Here is an 18,602-nt window from a genome sequence, read left to right on the forward strand (position 1 = left end):
AGACCTTCCGTTTTATTGCAAGACGATTTATCCGATGTATTTGTAAATCCCTGAATCAAATACTCCCATAAAAATTTTTTCCTCATGGATCGTCCCTTTTTATTTCCCGGTTGTATCATATAATAAAGTGTTACAGATGCATCCGGATCCGGCATATATAAAGAAATTATTTATAAAGCACGCGAATGGCACCATTACAGCGGAAGAAACGACGCAATTGATCCGTTTCCTTCAGCGTGAGGACAATGAGGATATTTTACCGATGCCGGATGATCTGGAGGAGGACAGCCCTATTCTAATGGATGATGCTGCCACGGGAAGGGTACTGCAAAACCTTGCTGTTATTACTGCTGCAACGTCAACGACTAAACACCGCACCATTCTGCGCAGGATAGCAGCTGTTTCGGCTGCTGCCGCGGCAATAACGGCCGCTATCGTATTGCTGTATCATCCACAGCAACGTCAGCCCGCACTTGCTGCTGTTACTACAGATAATGGTGGTATGAAAAAAGTAACGCTACCAGATGGCACTACAGTAACCCTGAATGCAAATACCATACTGCGATATGACAGTGTCGGCTGGCGCGATGTGAGGGAGGTATGGATAAAAGGGCAGGCATTTTTTGATGTGGCTCCGGACGCCGCCGGGAAGTTCCTGGTACATGCCGGCGATGAGTTGGCGGTACAGGTACTGGGCACGCGCTTTAATGTGGACGCCACCACGAAAGATGTACATGTGGTGCTTAACAGCGGTAAGGTAAAAGTGGATATTCCGGGAAACAATGCTATACAGACACTGATCCTCCAGCCGGGAGAGATGGCAACATATGCGCCTGAAAGCCAACTGCTGACGAGGCATCCAGCCGATACATTACAGCTGACCTGCTGGAAAGATAACCAGAAGGTATTCCGTGATGCGACCCTGGGAGAGATCGCAACATTTATTGAAGAACGATTTGGTGTGAAGGTAACTTTCTCTGCACCGCAACTGTCACAATTACAATTCACCGGCACTACGCCAGCCAACGATCTGGACATGCTGTTGAACATACTCAACAAATCACTTGATATCAGGATCAATAAACACAACAACCAGGTAATGATTATGCTGGCCAGGTAATTATTACCACCCACAGAACCAGAGTTTATTAAAACGCATTGCTATGCAAAAAAGGCTACTTATTAATAATAAGGTAGTAGGAATCTTATTGTGCCTGATACCAGCGGTTCCGTTAGCGGTCAACGCGCAGGATATGATGGCAAAAGGAACTATCAGACAGAATGCGCGCGACGTATATCAGCTGTCTGAAGTATTCCCTGTACTGGAGAAAAGCCGCAAGGTGAGATTCAGCTATAACAGTGATATCCTCAACGGTAAAACTGTAAGTGCGCATGTCTTCAGAAAAATGGAGCAGGCAGATATTGCTACTGAGCTGGCTGCATTACTGCGGCCCTATGGACTTACCTGTGAATCTATAAAAGGTAATTACTATGCAGTAAAAGCCTTGCCACAGACGGATTATATACAGGCTGCCGCGCAGATAACAGTAAAGGGAACTGTGACGGATGCCAAAGATAACAGTCCGTTGCCCGGTGTTATTATCAGCGTGAAAGGAAAGACCAAAGGCGCTAACTCTGATGGCGCCGGTAATTATACCCTCGCTGGCGTCAATGAAGGTGATGTGTTGCGGTTTTCGCTGGTGGGCTATAAGCCGCAGGAGCTCCCTGTAGGCGGCCGTACACAGATAGATGTTGCCCTGCAGCAGGATGTATCAGGACTGAGTGAGGTAGTGGTAACAGCGTTGGGCATCCAGAAAGAAAAGAAATCACTGGGATATGCTGTACAGACTGTAAAAGGCGAAAGCATGACCAAAGCGAGAGAGCCTAATCTGATCGGCTCTCTCACAGGGCGTGTAGCCGGTCTCATTATACGGAACTCCACCGATATGTTTCGTGACGCGACCATCCAGCTGCGGGGGCAGAAGCCACTTATCGTTATAGATGGTATTCCTGACCAAACCGCAGATATGTGGAAAATAAACCCGGATGATGTGGAAAGCCTCAATGTGCTGAAAGGTACTTCTGCATCAGCGCTGTATGGCTCTATTGGCCAGTTTGGCGCCATCATGATTACCACCAAACGTGGTAAAGGGAAAGAGATGTCTGTAGATGTCAACTCCTCCACAATGTTCCAACCGTCTTTCATCCGTATCCCTGACGTACAGACTACTTATGGTAATGGCAACAAAGGTAAGTATGCCTATGTAGATGGCTCTGGCGGCGGCACTGAAGGCTCCGGCTGGATATGGGGCCCCAAGCTCGACCAGAAAGATCCCTCTACTCCGAGCGGCTATTGGGAAACACCGCAATACAACAGTCCGGTGGATCCCAATAGCGGTAAGCTGGTACCACTGCCCTGGATTTCACGCGGCAGAAATAATGTACATAACTTTTTCAGAACAGGCGTTATTTCCACCAACAGCCTGAGCATCACCAAATCCAGCGACAAAGGGAATTTCAGGGCTTCCGCCTCTCATATTTACCAACAGGGCATTGTTCCCAACACACAATTAAACAACAGCGCTTTCAGTATTGCCGGTAGCTATAATCTGACCGACAGACTGAATATAGATGCACGGATCACCTACAACAGACAGTATTCTGATAACTATCCTACTGTAGGTTACGGCCCTACCAACTATCTCTACAACCTGGTGTTGTGGACAGGTTCCGATGTGGATATACGCGACCTGCGTAACTATTGGGCACCGGGAAGAGAGAAATTGCAACAGCGCAATTACAATACTTCCTGGTACAACAACCCGTACTTCCAGGCTTATGAGCTGCTCACCGGCTACTACAAGAACAACACCTTCGGCTCCATGACGCTGGACTATAAGATCAACAGCGATTTCAGTGTGAAGCTGCGTTCTGGCGTGAATGCCTATGGCCTTTCTGAGGATACCAAAGAACCGGCGAGTTATATCGGCTACAGCAGTAAGTCACGGGGTAATTATGAAGTATGGTCACACAACTACTTTGATATCGTAACAGATGTTATTGGCCGTTATCAACATACTTTCAGTAAAAACTTTTCTGTACACGCAGAGTTGGGTGGTTCCAACTACTACCGTAATTACAAATACCAACAGAGTAAAACGGATGGCCTGACTATTCCCGGATTTTATAACCTGAGTAATTCAGCTAATCCTATATTAGGTAATAACCTCCTGGAGGAAAGGCGAACCAGCAGCGTGTATGGCTTTGTGGATATGGAATTCCTGGGTGCGTTCTATCTGTCGGTAACAGGTCGTAATGATAAAATATCGACATTACCTATCACCAACAATTCGTTCTTTTATCCTTCCATATCGGGGTCTGTAGTTATATCAGAATTGGTAAAGATGCCGAACTGGATTTCTTACCTGAAAGCAAGAGGATCATGGTCACAGGTTTCCAGTGGTATACTGCCCAGCAGCAGTACCGATGACACATATCAGAAAGAATATACTTACTCTTACCTCTCTACGTACGATAAAGGTATTAAGTGGAATGGCACACCATCATTATCGTTCACAGATGTGCTACGCAATCCGCAGATACAACCGCAGACCACAGGCGCCTGGGAGGCGGGTGTAGAAACCAAGCTGTTTGATAACCGTCTTGGATTCGATATAACCTATTTCAGGACCAGGGATTACAATAACATTGTGAAGCTGCCGGTAGCCAACAGCAGCGGCTACAACTGGTATCTGGTGAACGGGAACGTTTTCCTGCGCACAGGCTGGGAGTTCATGATAACAGGAACACCTATACGTAGTAAGGATTTCCGCTGGGATATAGCAGCCAACTTCAGCAAGTATAAAAGAATACTGAAAGAAATTTATGGTAATGCACCTGAGCTGAATAAAATAAGACCTGGGGAACGCATGGACAGAATCTTTGATAACGTTTACGAGCGTGATCCTTCGGGAAATATTGTGTATGAAAGCAACGGATTCCCCAAAAGTGACCCTTATAAACGTTACATCGGAAACAGTGATCCAGACTGGACTTACGGCCTTGAGAATACGTTGCGCTATAAGCAGTTTACGCTGCGCTTCCTGGTGGACGGTCGCATTGGCGGACTGATCTACTCCACTACCAACGCTAAGATGTGGTGGGGTGGCACACACCCGGGTACAGTTAATCAGTTCAGGGATGATGCCAACGCCGGTAAAAATACCTATGTAGGCCCGGGCGTGGTAGTGACTTCAGGTGGTATCCAGTATGATGCTGATGGCAATATCATCTCAGATACACGGAAGTTTGCGCCCAACGGGAAAGCGGTGAATTACATCGATTATATGATCAACACCAGCAACAGCGCAAATACCAACAATAACTATTATTCGCAGACATTCCTGAAACTGCGTGAAGTGAACCTCACCTGGCAGGTTCCTGGCAGATGGACAAGCAAGACATTCATCAGGGATGCTTCTATATCATTTGTAGGCCGTAACCTGTTGCTCTTCTCCAAACTACCCAATGTGGACCCCGATTCGGGAAGAGATGATCTGCAGACACCTTCTACACGTAGTATGGGCTTCAACCTGAATTTAAAATTCTAATCATTCAAGCAATGTGCATCATGCGGAAATTATCACTTGCAATACTTTTCTTTATGGTGGCTGCTTTCAGCGCCTGTAAGAAATTCGAGTATTTCCAGACAGACCCGAACAAACCAACGCAATCCACACCAGATCTGTTACTGACAAGGATTGAAGCCATCGCCTTCAATGAGATAGGTACCTCTGCCGCATTGGCTTCCCGTCAGCTTACGTATACGGATGGAGTAGATGCCAACCAGTATTACAACTGGCTGCGCTCCGGATTTGATAACTATAACAACCTGCGTCAGGTAGTAAAGATGGAAGAAGAGGCCACCCGTCTCAGTCAGCCTGTATACCTTGCGCTGGCTAAGTTTTTCCGTGCTTATTTCTTTATGAAGCTCACCCTCACGTTTGGAGATATTCCTTACAGTGAGGCGCTGAAAGGCGCCAATGAGGCTTTCGCACCGGTATATGACAAGCAGGAGGATATATTTTTGCATATCCTCGACGACCTGAAAGCGGCAAGTAATCAGCTTGCAGCTGATGATGGTGATATCCGCGGCGATATTATTTACGGAGGAAAGAAAGAGCAATGGAGACGTCTGATCAATTCCTTCTCCCTGCGTATATTAATGAGTCTGTCGCTGAAGGAAGGCAGTACAAAGTTAAATGTGAGGCAGCGTTTCAGCGAGATCGTGAACAATCCTTCCAAATATCCGCTGATGGCCGGTAATGTAGACAATGGCCAGCTCGTATTTACCGATTTGCAGGATAACAGGTATCCCTACTATAACAACAACAACCTGCAGACAGCCTTCTATATGGAAGAGACCTTCGTGAACCTGCTGAAAGGGTACAAAGACCCCAGGCTTTTCCGCTTTGCACAGAAAGCCACCAGGTATGCCGCGCTGCCGGACAACGACTTCAATGCTTATGGCGGCGCAAAAGGGAGCGCCACCATCGATGAGAATAACAGCCGTGTAGTGGCCGGGGAAGTGTCCAAAATCGCCAAACGTTATTACAACGACCCTGTGAATGAGCCTGGTATTGCCATTGGTTATGCAGAGCTGCAGTTCATATTGGCTGAAGCTGTGGTGCGTGGCTGGATTAGTGGTAATGTGGATGATTATTACAGGAAAGGTATACAGGCTTCCCTGGAATTTTGTAAAATAGCACCTGCAGACATTACAGCGTATCTTGCGCAACCGGCAATTCAGTTGGTGGCAGGTCGTGAACTGGAAGGGATATTCAATCAGAAATACATCAGCTTTTTTATGAATTCTGGCTGGCAGGTATTTTATGAACAACGCCGTACCGGGCTTCCTGTGTTTGACGTTTCCGGAAGTGGTGTACTGAACAACAAGAAGATTCCTAAACGCTGGATGTATCCTGATGGAGAGCTGAATCTTAACAGACAGCATGTGAGTGATGCTATTGCCCGCCAATACCCGCAGGGCGATGATATTAACGGCGTAATGTGGCTACTGATAAAAGAATAGAAAAAATAGTGACCAATGTTAAAAGCAATTATCCTCTCATTCGGCATCTTCTCCTGTACTGTGCTGGTAGCGCAACAGAAGCAAAAGAAAGCCCTTTTTATTATTGTTGATGGTATTCCCGCAGACGTTATTGAAAAGCAACCGACTCCCAATCTGCGCAGTATTGCAAAGGAAGGCGGCTACACGCGCGCTTATGTTGGTGGGGAAAAAGGCGGCTATTCACAGACACCCACCATCTCTGCAGTAGGTTATAACAGCCTGCTGACAGGTACCTGGGTGAATAAACATAATGTCTGGGACAATGATATTGCCGCACAGAACTACAGCTATGGCAGTATCTTCCGCTTTTTCAAAGAAGCATACCCACAGAAGAAAACAGCAATCTTCTCTTCCTGGCTGGATAACCGTACTAAACTTGTTGGCGACGGACTGCCACAGACCGGCAATCTGAAGATCGATTACCACTTCGATGGATTGGAGAAAGATACCTCACGGTTCCCTCACGATAAGGAGAGTTGGTACATCCATCTGATCGATGAAGAAGTGGTGAATAACGCAGCCGATTATATCCGCAAGGAGGCGCCTGACTTATCCTGGGTATATCTTGAATACACAGACGACATGGGGCACCGCTACGGCGATAGTGAAAAGTTCTATAACGCTATCAACATGATGGACGACCAGGTAGGCCGCATCTGGAAAGCGCTGGAATACCGCCGCAAGAATTTCGGGGAAGACTGGCAGATATTTATTACCACAGACCATGGCCGCACCGCTAATGGCGGACATGGGCATGGGGGGCAATCAGACCGTGAGCGTGCCACATGGATGTTCACCAATGCCAAAGGCCTGAATCCGTACTTTAAGGCAGCACAGCCCGGTATCGTAGACATTCTGCCTACTATTGCGCGCTTCATGAAGATCTCGGTGCCGCTGGAAAGCGGCCGGGAGCTGGACGGTGTGCCACTTACAGGCAAAATATCTCTGGCGCAGCCAGGAGCTACACTTGACAATGGCGCGCTTAAACTTACCTGGAAAGCGCAGGAAAAGAGCGGTAATGTGAAGATATGGGTAACTACCACCAATAACTTTAAAACCGGCGGGCATGATACCTATAAACTGCTGGGGCAGGCGCCTTTACAGCAAGAGCATGCCGAGGTGAGTGTAAAAGATGTCCCTTCCGGGTTTTACAAGGTTGTACTGGAAGGCCCGGAGAATATGGTAAACAGATGGGTAGGTAAACAGTGATGTAAATGATTATACGAAATTGAAAGGGATGGGCATATGTCCATCCCTTTCAGTTGTTGTTAAACTAGCAGATGGTATTGGTTTCGCACCAGAATGAGTAGGGTGGGATCGTAGCTTTCTGCGCTTTTTTATCCCCGGTTTCGTTAAGTCTGGAAACTTTCATTTTAGTGATGGAAAGTTTTTTCTTGCTTTTCTTTTTCATAAAAGTGGTTTTATACAAAAGAAATGACTGCCTACTCTTTTCTTCAGGTTTTCGGCTACCCCTATAAAAAAAGTGGAATGGAGCGATATTCGCTATGTATATAGATATGGCATAAGCAACAGGAACGTGAAATTTTCTTTTAGGTTTTCGGTTTAGATAATCGTTGCTTTCTTTAAGGTACAAAAAAATACCTGAATATTTCCCACAAAAAAACAAAGGGAACAGGCAGCATGCCTATTCCCTTTACTATAGTTTGTTTTACAGCGTACTGTGTACTTTTATTGTTTTAGTAGCTGTCCGTTTTCGTCGAAGGTTTCAAATTTTGTCTGGTTGTTTTTGTCGACATAGATTTTGATCCTGGTTTTCCCTTTGCTGTCGCGGATAAAAAGGCCGACATCATTTTTAGAAGTCTTACCAACAAACATGCGTTCAGTGCCGAATACGCCGGCTTTCAGCATCCGTTCTTCTTCCTGTTGATATATCTTTTCGTCTTTCAGGGCTTTAAGGGAATCAATGATTCTTCCCACCTGATAGAGTGAAGGATTGTCATCCGGGCGATCCCAGAGTTTCAGTCCGTATGTGCGGTGTTTTTCCTTGCCTTCAATCTCCTGCATATATTGCAGCTGCATGATCTGATCGTCGCGATATTGATCTACAGAAAGCACGAGACCGGCTCCGTCTTTTTTGTTGGCATCATAAACCAGTCCGCCGCATTCGTCGCCGGTTCCATTGAAGAAAATAAGCCCTGGCTGTCGCTTACGGGCGGGGAATACATGGCCTTCGCTCATCCCGGGGTGCTGGCGTTCGCCGTTGGATATAACAAGTTTTAGTGTACCGTCTTTTTCAATTACATTGATGCGTTCCACGTCTATTTCCTGGAAGCGTTGTTTTTTGATGTCTGATCTGAAAGACATGCAGATAAACAGGGCGAATACAGCTGTCAGTACAAGAGAATAGATCTTGAGGAAGCGGACTTCCTTTAACATTTTTTCCATATGCTGGTTTAGATTTTGAGGTGATGAAGGTAAATAAAAAGGGGTAGCGTTGGATGCTGCCCCTTTGATTAAGTGTGTTACTTCGCTAGTATATCTTTAATATTGATACATTGGGATTGTCAACGAGGTATTCTACAGTATATGTTTCACCTTTTGATAGTTTTTTCCCTTCAGGGTATTTCTGCCAGCGCCTGAATGCCCTGCCATTTACATTGTAGTTAAATTCAACTGTCGCCCAATCTTTGTATACGATAGTGCCTGTTGTACTATCTGTTACTTCATCTTTCAGAAATACCTGCCGGGTGAAATCGAGTAAGCTGTTGAATGGCTTATCTGCCTGATACATTATAATATAATGTTCTCCTGTGTATATATAGCTAGAAGGTGCCCCCGCTTTTCTTTCATATCTCTTTCCATTAACCCAGTATTCAGCAATAGCATAGCTTCCCTTCCAGGATCCCGTTTTGATGATAGTGCCGATAGTGGTTGTATTACTGGTTCTGATCTCTTCATCTCCTTTATCTTCGAACCATAATCCCACCTTTGCAATGACATAGAATATAAGGGCTATAACTAAGAGTGCGAACATGAAAGATAAAATATTCTTCAACTTTTGTTTTACAGAAGTTTGTGGAACACTTTTAGTAGTATGAGGAATAGTTTTATGTGCTTTAGAATTCATTTCCTTTATTATTTTTTGTATTTGAATTTTCTTCATTTTTTAGGCCGTCTGCGACCATACTGTTTCCAGCTCCGGCTCCTACCCGTGTAGCGCTTGCTGCGGTAGCGTCAAGGACTTTTGCGGCCGCCTTTTTTGCATTGGCATTCTGAGCATTGATTGTTGTATTCCTTATTGCTTGTCTTGCAGCTGTGGCGCGAGCGCCATACCCTCCCGTGCGTTCTATCGTTCTGCCTGCATACCTAGTAGTTTGAGCAGCAACTCTTCCGGTAGCAATGGCTTCTCTAGTGGCGGTTCTAAGCATTTTTCCCGTTGCTTTGGAGACCTGGTTTGCAACTGCGCCGCCGAGTTTTCCGCCTACATATCCAACGGAAAAATCAATGGCGAAATCTTTACCTGACTTTCTTTCGTTTGCAACCGACTGGACACCATCCTTTTGGCTAACGTCAACGGCTGCTTTTACTATTTCACCTCCAACATCACTAACGGCGCGCCAGATAACACCGGCTCCAGAGCCTGTTATAGCTCCTTTTACTGCTTCCACGCCAACATCTGCCCAGTCTACCTCTTTAAGAGATTTGCCTGAGGCTAATTGACTGGCGAGTTCAAAACCTCCTTCAACCGCTGCTCCAACGATTGCTCCCCAGATAGGAAACTTCCCGTCTGGATCATTGTGCCTAATTGGATCATTGAAGGAAAACTGGTAAGGCGTAAGTCTTTCCTGATTCCCGGACTCTATTAACGGATCAATTTGCATGAATCGTCCAGTCTGTGCATCATATGTTCTTGCATTGAAATCATACCATTCCAATCCGCTTCCGTCGGCAAATTCTTTCGACTGCAATTCATTGCCATTATATTTTTTCCTGTTTTCCGGATAAGCCCCTCCATTAAAGGCTGTGTAACTTATTCCTGCCATCGTCAGACCAAATGGATAATAGTGCGTCTCTTCGAGCACTTTACCAGTAGCCTGCGTAATTACCAAGTTATCAAAGAACACGTCCTGCGTGGTCTCATTGCTGGTATATACATATAAAAAGCCACTTTTTGTAATGGGTAATTTATCTGTAGCCAGCGTTTGCAATTGGTCCGGTTCTCCTTTTACCTGTTTAACGCCACTATTTTCCTGGACTAAGTTAAACTGGTCGTCGAAGAGTACAAAATTAAGATAAGCCCTGGGTTTCTCAGGGGTATTTTCATCGGGATTTTTTTCTTTCAACTTCCTATAATCATTGTTATAGAAGTTTGTATTGAAAGGTGTCTGGTTATTCACTGCTCCTGTGTTGTGTTCCGCGAGAGAGGTATTGCTGCCGCCAAATGCTTGTAATAAGTCAGCAATTAGATTTTCTGCGGGAAGCTCGGGATTATTTTTATTCTGAGGGCCTTGTGATTTGTAGAAAGCTTTGGCTCCAATCTGGATGGTATCTCCCGCCATTACCCGTAAGACGATGGAGGGACCTATTTTTTTACCGCCGTCTTTTGCTGAGAGCTTTGCAACAAATTCATTTTTGGCAGAGGATTCATCTGATGGATATCCGACAGGGCGAGGTGTGCGGGTAGCGTCTATATTACTGAACAGGGCGGCTTCTTTTACCGCGGTGCCTGATTCCATTGTGGCAGTATAGACGGCAAAATTATTTTTCTCGGTTAATACCATACGGGTGTTACCAAGATGATCTTTTATAAAGTAATCATAGACATATTCTGGCGCCGTATTGGTTTTATAGAAAAGCCTCACACGTCCTTCTTCATGACTAGCGAACTCTAATGTATCGTTCCTATAAACAAAACCATTAATGTAAGACGTAGTTGTAATTCTTGCAGGACTGGTTGTAATATCAGTAACTGTTTTCTGAATTTTATGCCCGACCGCATCATACTGGTAGGATATATTTCCTTTATTGGTGAAATTGATCTGTACAGGAAGATTAAGGTGATTGTAACTGATTGACGTAATTGATTTATTCAGGTCCTTGGTTAGATTACCGTTAAAATCATAATCATAATCGTTTTCTGTATTTGTACCATTTTTGAAGTCCCCCAGGCGAGATGTGACGCTGCTGCTATCATATACTGTTATCAGCTTATTGCTGTTAGGCAGATAGGTATATGCCAGACGATCTATCAACGGGTTGTTCTTAGGCCCATCCGAGCCTTTCTGGGCCATTCTGGTAATATTGCCGTTGGCATCATAACCGATTCCGGTAACAGAGAAGTTCATCTCGTCCTGTGCCCATTGGCCGCCGGAAGTGTTTTGCTGTGTGAAGTCAGCCTGCGTCAATCTATTGCTGTTGTCATAATAAAAGCCCAATGCTCTTGGTTTGGGATCATTCCAGCCTTTCCACCTGGTGCCAGCAATATTTCCATTGAACGTTTTTTCTTTGAAGCCATCATCATAAGACAGTTCCATACCAAAATGAGAGATTGCATTACCATTATTCAGATAGTCCTTATTAATAGTTGTAAGCCAGCCCCGGATATTATATTCGTAGGAAAGCTGTTCAATAGCCTGACTTTCTGATATAACTCCTAGAGTTTTGTTTTTTAGCCTACCCAATTCATCGTATTCAAGACTCGAAATTGCCCTTTCCAGTGTACTGTTGTCATTCAATCTTTTCCTTATGCTGCTTAATCTACCTGCTCCATCGTAAATCATGCTGGTAAGTATACGGGTTTCTGGTGTAATTCCACTTCTCAGGTTAGTATGACGAAGATAGGTGCTGAGTACTTTTTCATTGAAGTCATATAATGTAGTGGTGATATCTTTCCCTCCGGAAGGATTATCACTGATTACCTGAATAGGTTTCCCCTTGTCGTTATAATAAGTGGTGGTAGTAAGCCACTGATTTGAATCAAGGATGCGGGTTTGGATACCTGTAACCATTCCATGAGTTTTGCCACTTACGCTTTTAACCGGTTCTGCATATGGATTGGTTCCCGCTTCTGGTTTACTGAGATCGCCGCTGACCGGTTGAGATACACCTGGAAAATTATAGTCCTCATAATATGTATAAGTAAGCGGATACAGTTCCTGTGGGTTAATGTTGGGTAAAGGGTTTGATACAGAAATGTTGGTAATGCCATTATTGAGAGAAGGGTCTATAAGAAAATCTTTGTTGGTATTGTCACCAGTGTCAAACCCATTTTCAATGTTAATACTATTGGTAGCCACATATGTATTACGATCATCAACAGCTATTACAAGGTCTGCAACACCGGGAAACTGATAAGAGGTATTCCCATCAGGGTTGACTTTGTCCATCATGCTCTGCAGACTACTACGAGAGGCCGATGATGTATAAAAGGCTGTTTCTACTTGCCGGTTGAGATTATCATAAAAAATAACCAGCCATTTTGATGCACCATTTTTTTTCATGTTGCCATCCCTGGAAAATACCAGTCTATCGCGTATGTCATAGACCATTTCGGTGGAATCTGCTCCCGGAATTTTTTTCATGATCATCCGGTTTCGGCTATCGAAGCGATATTGAAAGCAGAGTTCATATGCAATGTTGCTGACATTCCAATTGGGATTAATCTTTTCTACGGCCAGTGGTGGGATAACAAATCTGATATTGCTTAGGTCGTCGTATACATAATATGTACATAACCAGCCTATATGACCTTTGGATGGTGTAGGAACGGCTTGTACTTTCCGAAGTACCAGGCGATCGTCCTTATCTTTGAACTCTATCACCTGGCTGCCATTTTCATCAACGATTGTATTCTTGTACAGCTCACCAGCATCATAGATACCCGTGGTTACAGCCATATTATCATTTGAGAGGGTAAATATTCTAACGGAGTCATCAATTGTATTAAACTGATATTGATGCTGAATTGCATGCCCGCTATTTTTAGACCAGTTATTACCAGCGCCATACTTGTAGAGTACCCTGTTCAGCGGAGATTGTTCAAATTCGATCTCGTTATAATAAATTTTTTCACCTTGTATAGCTGGATTATATGTTTTATTCAGGTAGAAATCCTTTTGAGCATTAAAAGGATCCGTTTTGAACTTACCATCATTCGTGTTTCCACTTAAAGGTACATATGGAAGATAATTATATTGCTGTCTACCAAATTCGTCATATAATATTGGAGCCACCACATCCCTTCCTTGACCACTTGTGCCTCTTGATACGGTTTGGATGAGTCTGCCGAGATCATCATAGTATTCGGTAACTTGTTGTACCTCTTCTGGGCGACGTAAAGGGGAAGCTATAGTTGCGGTATCCATAGCTGGCATCATTGCTTGCCAGGTACGCCTGTAGTTTATTGTCGGGCTTGCATACGGGTCAGGGATAGGTGCCGCCGTTGCGGAACTACCTTTGATATAGCCTGGCGTATTTTGTCCATATACTACATTGGCGAATAAAGAAACTATAATGAATAAGTATATATTGGGATAAATCCGGAACATTAAATTAGGTTTCAATGAATGTGATAATTATTTAGTGACAGCTGCTTTATATTGATAATCGACCATTTTAACGACCTTACGATCGTGATCTCTAATAGTGACAAGTCTTCCAAGACCGTCATATTCATAATAGGTGGTCTCTCCGGATGGATTGGTTTCACTTGATAGACCTACAAGAGGTTTATATGTATAGGTGTTTACTAACGCCTTACCTCTCAGCGCTACTCTTATTTTATTGAGTTCATCACGCAGTTGCTGTTCATCTGGATTCAGAGATTGGAGGAGGACACTACTTATAAGAGATTTTACATAATTATAATTGCTGCCGGTTATTTTGGCTACCGGATACATATTATTGTAGCCCCAGATATAAACTTCTGAAACATCATCTGCTTTTGATTGTTCGAGAAGATTACCATTTCCATCATATTGTTTAAAGAGAATACGTTTGTCAATCACATTATTCCCGATCATCGTGGAAGTCGAATTTAGAAGCAACATACTATCTGCATTCACTATATAACTGTTAAATACTGATGCTGAATGTCTGGTATTGGTTCTAATGCCTTCTGCAATTGGAAATGCATACATATGCTTCCAGAGCATAAATTTACGGGTTGTTTCTTCCTGTCCTGAAAGAACCGTATCAGTAGGAAATAATTTATAATTGGTGATTGAATCTTTGTTGCTGGAGAACGTTACTGTTCTTGTCGGATAAAAATGAGTTTTACTATCATAATAGTATTTGGTAGTAGTAGTGAGCGCCTTGTTTGAACCGACATCCAGCAACGATTTAGTTATGGAACTAGTTAGGCTTCTCTTACAATTGAAGTAATTACTTACATATGCTGGTCTGTAATGAGTAGCGCAATCATATTCATAACTGCCATCCCAATAGTTCCCAGTACTAGCTGTAAAGCTTTCGCCAGGGGTAAGTTGTAATTGTGTCAGACTATCGATCTCTAATACCTTATTGTCGAAAACAGTTTTTTCCAGGATATTGTTATCAGCTACGACACTACCTTTATACAATATTTTTTCTTTCAATGCGGGCTTTACATTTCCATACATGAAGTACTGTGGTTCATATTTTTCCTTTGTAATTTGGGATTTGCTGGTATCCGCTCCGGATTCCTTTATGATAATATCAGTATAAAAGTAAGAACGAGGCCCACCATCGGCAAGGAAAATATTGGATGTGAATATCCATTTCTTGCATTTGTCATCGCCATCGGTGCCATATATCATGGCTGTATATGCTGGCAATGCTGCACCTTTTCCCTGAAAGCCGCTATAGCTGAAGATTTTTTGATTTAAAAGGTTTCCTTGTTGATCGAGTAATTCTATCTTCTTAACTATTACGCCTCCACCATAGATATTTCCTTCTTTATTCATCATGTAAGTATAACGTGCCTTCCCACCAGTTGGATAAATCATTTCCGTAAGCGTTCCACCTTCTACAGCACCGCTAGGTTCCCTGTTTGCTGGTTCAAATGGATAGGAGAAGCCCATATTGGGAGGAGGAGTTATTAATGTAGTATTGGGACTACCATTGCCGTAACCCATAATGTCTTTTGCAAGCGAGCCTACTGTGTCTATGCCGGAGTTACTGTACACAAACCGGTAGCTTTCTTTTTTTTCATTGCTGACCGGATCAACTTTATGGAGACCGGTTAGGAGTAACTTGCCGCTAAGCACTGTTTCGTTATCTAATTGAAATTTCCTGACTGGTAAATTGTTACTATTATATACAATGATGTCTGTCAACCTTCGTTTCCAATTACTAGCGGTAGGGCTGTTAGTATAAGTGAATTGGATACTTCCAAAACGCGATGAAATTTTCTTTATAAGATATGCTGTACTGGTAAAATCGAGAAATCTGATCGCCTGATAATTACTCCCGCAACCACAGTTACCTCCTGGAGCATTGTTTGTTGTGGGGGTAAGGCGACCGTAAATGAACTCAGATGCTGTATGGTAGTCATACCCATATGGTTCATATTCTAAATTGATAGTATCCTTTTTATTGGTAATAACCTTGAAAAGTTTCCAGGCGGTGTAGCCATCTGCCCCAAAGCTGGCTGCTATATTGTCTGGGGTCATGGCCCCCGCATTCGATAAAGTGGAAGCACTGCTCTCACGGTAGTCTCCCCCAAATAAATAGCGATTTCCCTTATCATCAGTTATGGTAAATGTTCTCAGGCCTCCATCATTGACTGTTATATCCAGTTCGGAGGAATGGGATTCAGGATAAAATTTCCCGTTTATATTATTAAAGACCAGATTACCTGTGAACCCTGGAATATTATAACTGTACTCATCAACCATAATATCCATTACACACTTAAGTATTGACTCATATGTTATCTGACTACTCCACGTCTGTTGTTTCATTGACAGGCTATCAAAATAATTACGGGTAAAGGTCTTGTAATTTTTAAGAAATGAATCTTCATCGGCCCTACCGTTAATAGCCCTATCTATTGAACCGCCGGCATCCAGTACCCATTTCAGCCCTGCAGCTGTTGATAGCTCATCTACTCTTACACCCGACGCATGATAACGCAGGGTAATGGGCAGCGTAAAGTCTCCGACTTCCAGGGTAAATATGGGGATCTGTATATCCGGAATACCAGTTGCATTATTGACAGGGGTATTCGTAAAAGCTTCTATAGACGATGCCTCTGGGCTTTTGGGTACAATATGTTTTAGCACTGCCTTGTCCAAGATCTGTCCATGAGAAGACCAGGCATTACATAAGATTAAAAACACAAAAAGGAGTGTGTATAAATATTTCATGAGCATAAGTTTCCAATATATAGGCAAAGATTATCTTGTACTCTGCTGTACCAGCGGGTTAAGGTATCAGGAGGGCATGATAAACAATGTTTGTTACAAAAAGGAGGCAAATCTAAGCATTTCACTATTAGGGTGTATGTTTTTTACCCACTGTTAGGAAAAATAACCAAGGTATTCCATACGCAAAAAAGGACAGGCCCTCAGCCTGTCCTTAATTTTAAGATTATTAATCATTGGTTATGGTGCCGGCGGCGCCTGTAAGGTAGAGGAATTAACAATAGGCCAGATCCCGGGTTTGGGAACGCTTACACCTTTGGTATTGCCTCTCGTTTGCTGATCTGCACCGAAATAGTAGAGGGGCCATCCTTTATAGGTAAGTTGTGTTTTCCCAAAAACATTTGTCGTGGCAAAGGCTGTTTTGTCGAGAATAGAAGGAGCGTATTTAAAGGGCGTTTTCAGTTCATAGATGGGCCAGGTACCGTTGTTGCTGAAATCGGATTTGGTGTAGTTGTTTTTATTGAATTTATCCGGAGTGAAGCCGTACAGGGTCCTGCCGTAATCATCTGTGAGATATTGCGTGATCTCTTGTCCTGGCTGATACTGACTCGTGTATTGAACGTTGTCGTTACCTGTCAGTTGTATATTGGCGAGCATTACTGTGTAGTCGGGTTTGGCTACGAACCATTTATTGCCAACGGCTTCGCCTTTTATGTCTCCTGCTTTCGGATCATTGGCATAGTAGTATAACGGCCATCCTTTGTAAGTGGTTTGTTTGGTTCCATCCGCACGTGTAATGGTGCTGAAATCTGCGGCATTCAGGCCGCTGTCGAGGGTAAGTTTGGGTGTATAGAATACGGGCCAGACGGCGAGGCAACCGCCTGTGCAGCCGGAGGTACCATTGGCATCCATAGAGAAGAAGTAAAGTGTACGGCCTGTGCTGTCGGTCATAACGGCGCCGAATTGTTGGGTGGTTGCTAACCGTACACTATTGGGTGGAACCACGGGAGTGGGATTATTATCGTCCTTATTGCAGGATAATATACCGGCAATAAGGAGCAATACTGCTGCCATAGCAGTGAGCCTTAGACGTAGCTGCATGTTGTGAGATTTAAATGAAGGATGTTGAGTTACTATCTATTTTATACGGAAGTTTTTAGAGAAGGTTGCCAGGAGCAGAAATTTTTTCTTTGAAGTTGGGCATTTATTCATCGGGTTGGTGTGTTCCGAAAGCCGTCAACCTTTCATATGTTCTTTTACTGATGCTATAAAGAGCGGTATAAGCGGGTGTGTTTTGTCTGTGTAAGCAGCTCTCCATGTCCGTTTTCTGAGCGGAGATTGAAGAGGTATGCTAACGATGTTTTTGGTTTTGAGATAAGGAGCTATCACCCAGGTGGCAAAGATTCCAACACCCATGCCTGCACTAATCATTTCTACAATAGCTTCCGTTAGCTGAATGCGTGTGATTGTTTTAGGAGATGTTTCCCGGAAGAACTCATGGGAGAAGTGATTGTGTGTAGCATTTGTGTCATAGGTCAACAGATGTTCAGTGGCAAAGTCTGATGCAGATAATGATTTTTTTGTTGCATAAGGATGCCGCTGTGGTAAAACTGCTACGAGGTTATCAGAAAAAAGGTTGCTGGTATGCACAGCAGGATGATCAGGGTGCTCTGAAATAATGGCTACATCCAGATCACCGTTTAGCAGGTATTCCATCGGCCGTTGTGTTGCGCCGGCGATGATGGATATTTCTGACTTCTCGATGTTTGAGTTGAGCCCGGCAATAACTTTTGGCAGCCAGTGGTAGCAGGTGTAGCATTCAGTACTGATGCGTAAGGTACTTACCTTCCCTTTTTTGTAGGCCAGCATATCCTCATTCAACCTTGATAGCTGAGGAAGTATAATACCTGCACTCTGTATAATACGCCTGCCTGCATGCGTCAGCAGCATCTTCTTATTTATCCGGTCAAATATCTGCATTCCGATTCTGTTCTCAAGATCTTTTAGCTGATGACTTACTGCTGATTGTGTCAAATATAGACTGCTGGCAGCTTTTGTCAGAGATCCTTGCTCTACGATTTGTTGTATCAGCGTCAGGTCATTACTTGTTATCATGAGTTTTTTTAATTAAAAGTAGGAAAATTATTCATTTTACTCATGATTTACTA

Annotated in this window: 11 protein-coding genes; 4 read left to right on the top strand and 7 right to left on the bottom strand. The window is 43.6% G+C overall.

Annotated elements, in window-relative coordinates; genetic code table 11:
• The first annotated feature begins 136 nt into the window (after positions 1-136).
• From VM802_RS18545 to VM802_RS18560, 4 genes are read left to right on the top strand one after another with little or no spacing between them, the layout of a single operon-like run.
• Entirely contained in the window at positions 137-1,120 is a 984-nt protein-coding gene (locus VM802_RS18545; RefSeq protein WP_325533263.1) for a FecR family protein, read from the top strand.
• A gap of 43 nt (positions 1,121-1,163) precedes the next feature.
• Positions 1,164-4,610, top strand: coding sequence for a SusC/RagA family TonB-linked outer membrane protein (locus VM802_RS18550; protein ID WP_325533265.1), 3,447 nt, complete (start codon positions 1,164-1,166; stop codon positions 4,608-4,610).
• A 20-nt stretch (positions 4,611-4,630) separates the two neighbouring features.
• Positions 4,631-6,091: a SusD/RagB family nutrient-binding outer membrane lipoprotein gene (locus tag VM802_RS18555; protein ID WP_325533267.1), complete on the top strand. Its 1,461-nt coding sequence runs from the start codon at positions 4,631-4,633 to the stop codon at positions 6,089-6,091.
• A gap of 15 nt (positions 6,092-6,106) precedes the next feature.
• Complete coding sequence (locus tag VM802_RS18560) at positions 6,107-7,339, top strand: alkaline phosphatase family protein (protein ID WP_325533269.1); 1,233 nt, start codon at positions 6,107-6,109, stop codon at positions 7,337-7,339.
• A gap of 64 nt (positions 7,340-7,403) precedes the next feature.
• Here VM802_RS18560 and VM802_RS18565 read toward each other — a convergent pair whose 3' ends face one another.
• From VM802_RS18565 to VM802_RS18595, 7 genes are all read right to left on the bottom strand, one after another.
• Positions 7,404-7,541, bottom strand: coding sequence for a hypothetical protein (locus VM802_RS18565; RefSeq protein WP_325533271.1), 138 nt, complete (start codon positions 7,539-7,541; stop codon positions 7,404-7,406).
• A 278-nt stretch (positions 7,542-7,819) separates the two neighbouring features.
• Positions 7,820-8,536, bottom strand: coding sequence for a hypothetical protein (locus VM802_RS18570; protein WP_325533273.1), 717 nt, complete (start codon positions 8,534-8,536; stop codon positions 7,820-7,822).
• Between the two features lie 85 nt (positions 8,537-8,621).
• The gene (locus VM802_RS18575; RefSeq protein ID WP_325533275.1) at positions 8,622-9,125 is read right to left on the bottom strand and encodes a hypothetical protein; all 504 of its coding nucleotides are present in this window, start codon (positions 9,123-9,125) and stop codon (positions 8,622-8,624) included.
• An 82-nt stretch (positions 9,126-9,207) separates the two neighbouring features.
• Positions 9,208-13,653: a DUF6443 domain-containing protein gene (locus VM802_RS18580; RefSeq protein ID WP_325533277.1), complete on the bottom strand. Its 4,446-nt coding sequence runs from the start codon at positions 13,651-13,653 to the stop codon at positions 9,208-9,210.
• A 12-nt stretch (positions 13,654-13,665) separates the two neighbouring features.
• Positions 13,666-16,437: an RHS repeat domain-containing protein gene (locus VM802_RS18585; protein WP_325533279.1), complete on the bottom strand. Its 2,772-nt coding sequence runs from the start codon at positions 16,435-16,437 to the stop codon at positions 13,666-13,668.
• Positions 16,438-16,674: 237 nt separating this feature from the next.
• Positions 16,675-17,535 (bottom strand): hypothetical protein, encoded by an 861-nt coding sequence (locus VM802_RS18590; RefSeq protein ID WP_325533281.1) that lies wholly within the window; start codon positions 17,533-17,535, stop codon positions 16,675-16,677.
• Positions 17,536-17,670: 135 nt separating this feature from the next.
• Entirely contained in the window at positions 17,671-18,549 is an 879-nt protein-coding gene (locus VM802_RS18595) for a LysR family transcriptional regulator (protein ID WP_325533283.1), read from the bottom strand.
• Between the last annotated feature and the right edge of the window lie 53 nt (positions 18,550-18,602).

Origin of the sequence: Chitinophaga sp. (assembly GCF_035538455.1) — a bacterium.
Classification (GTDB): Bacteria; Bacteroidota; Bacteroidia; order Chitinophagales; family Chitinophagaceae; genus Chitinophaga.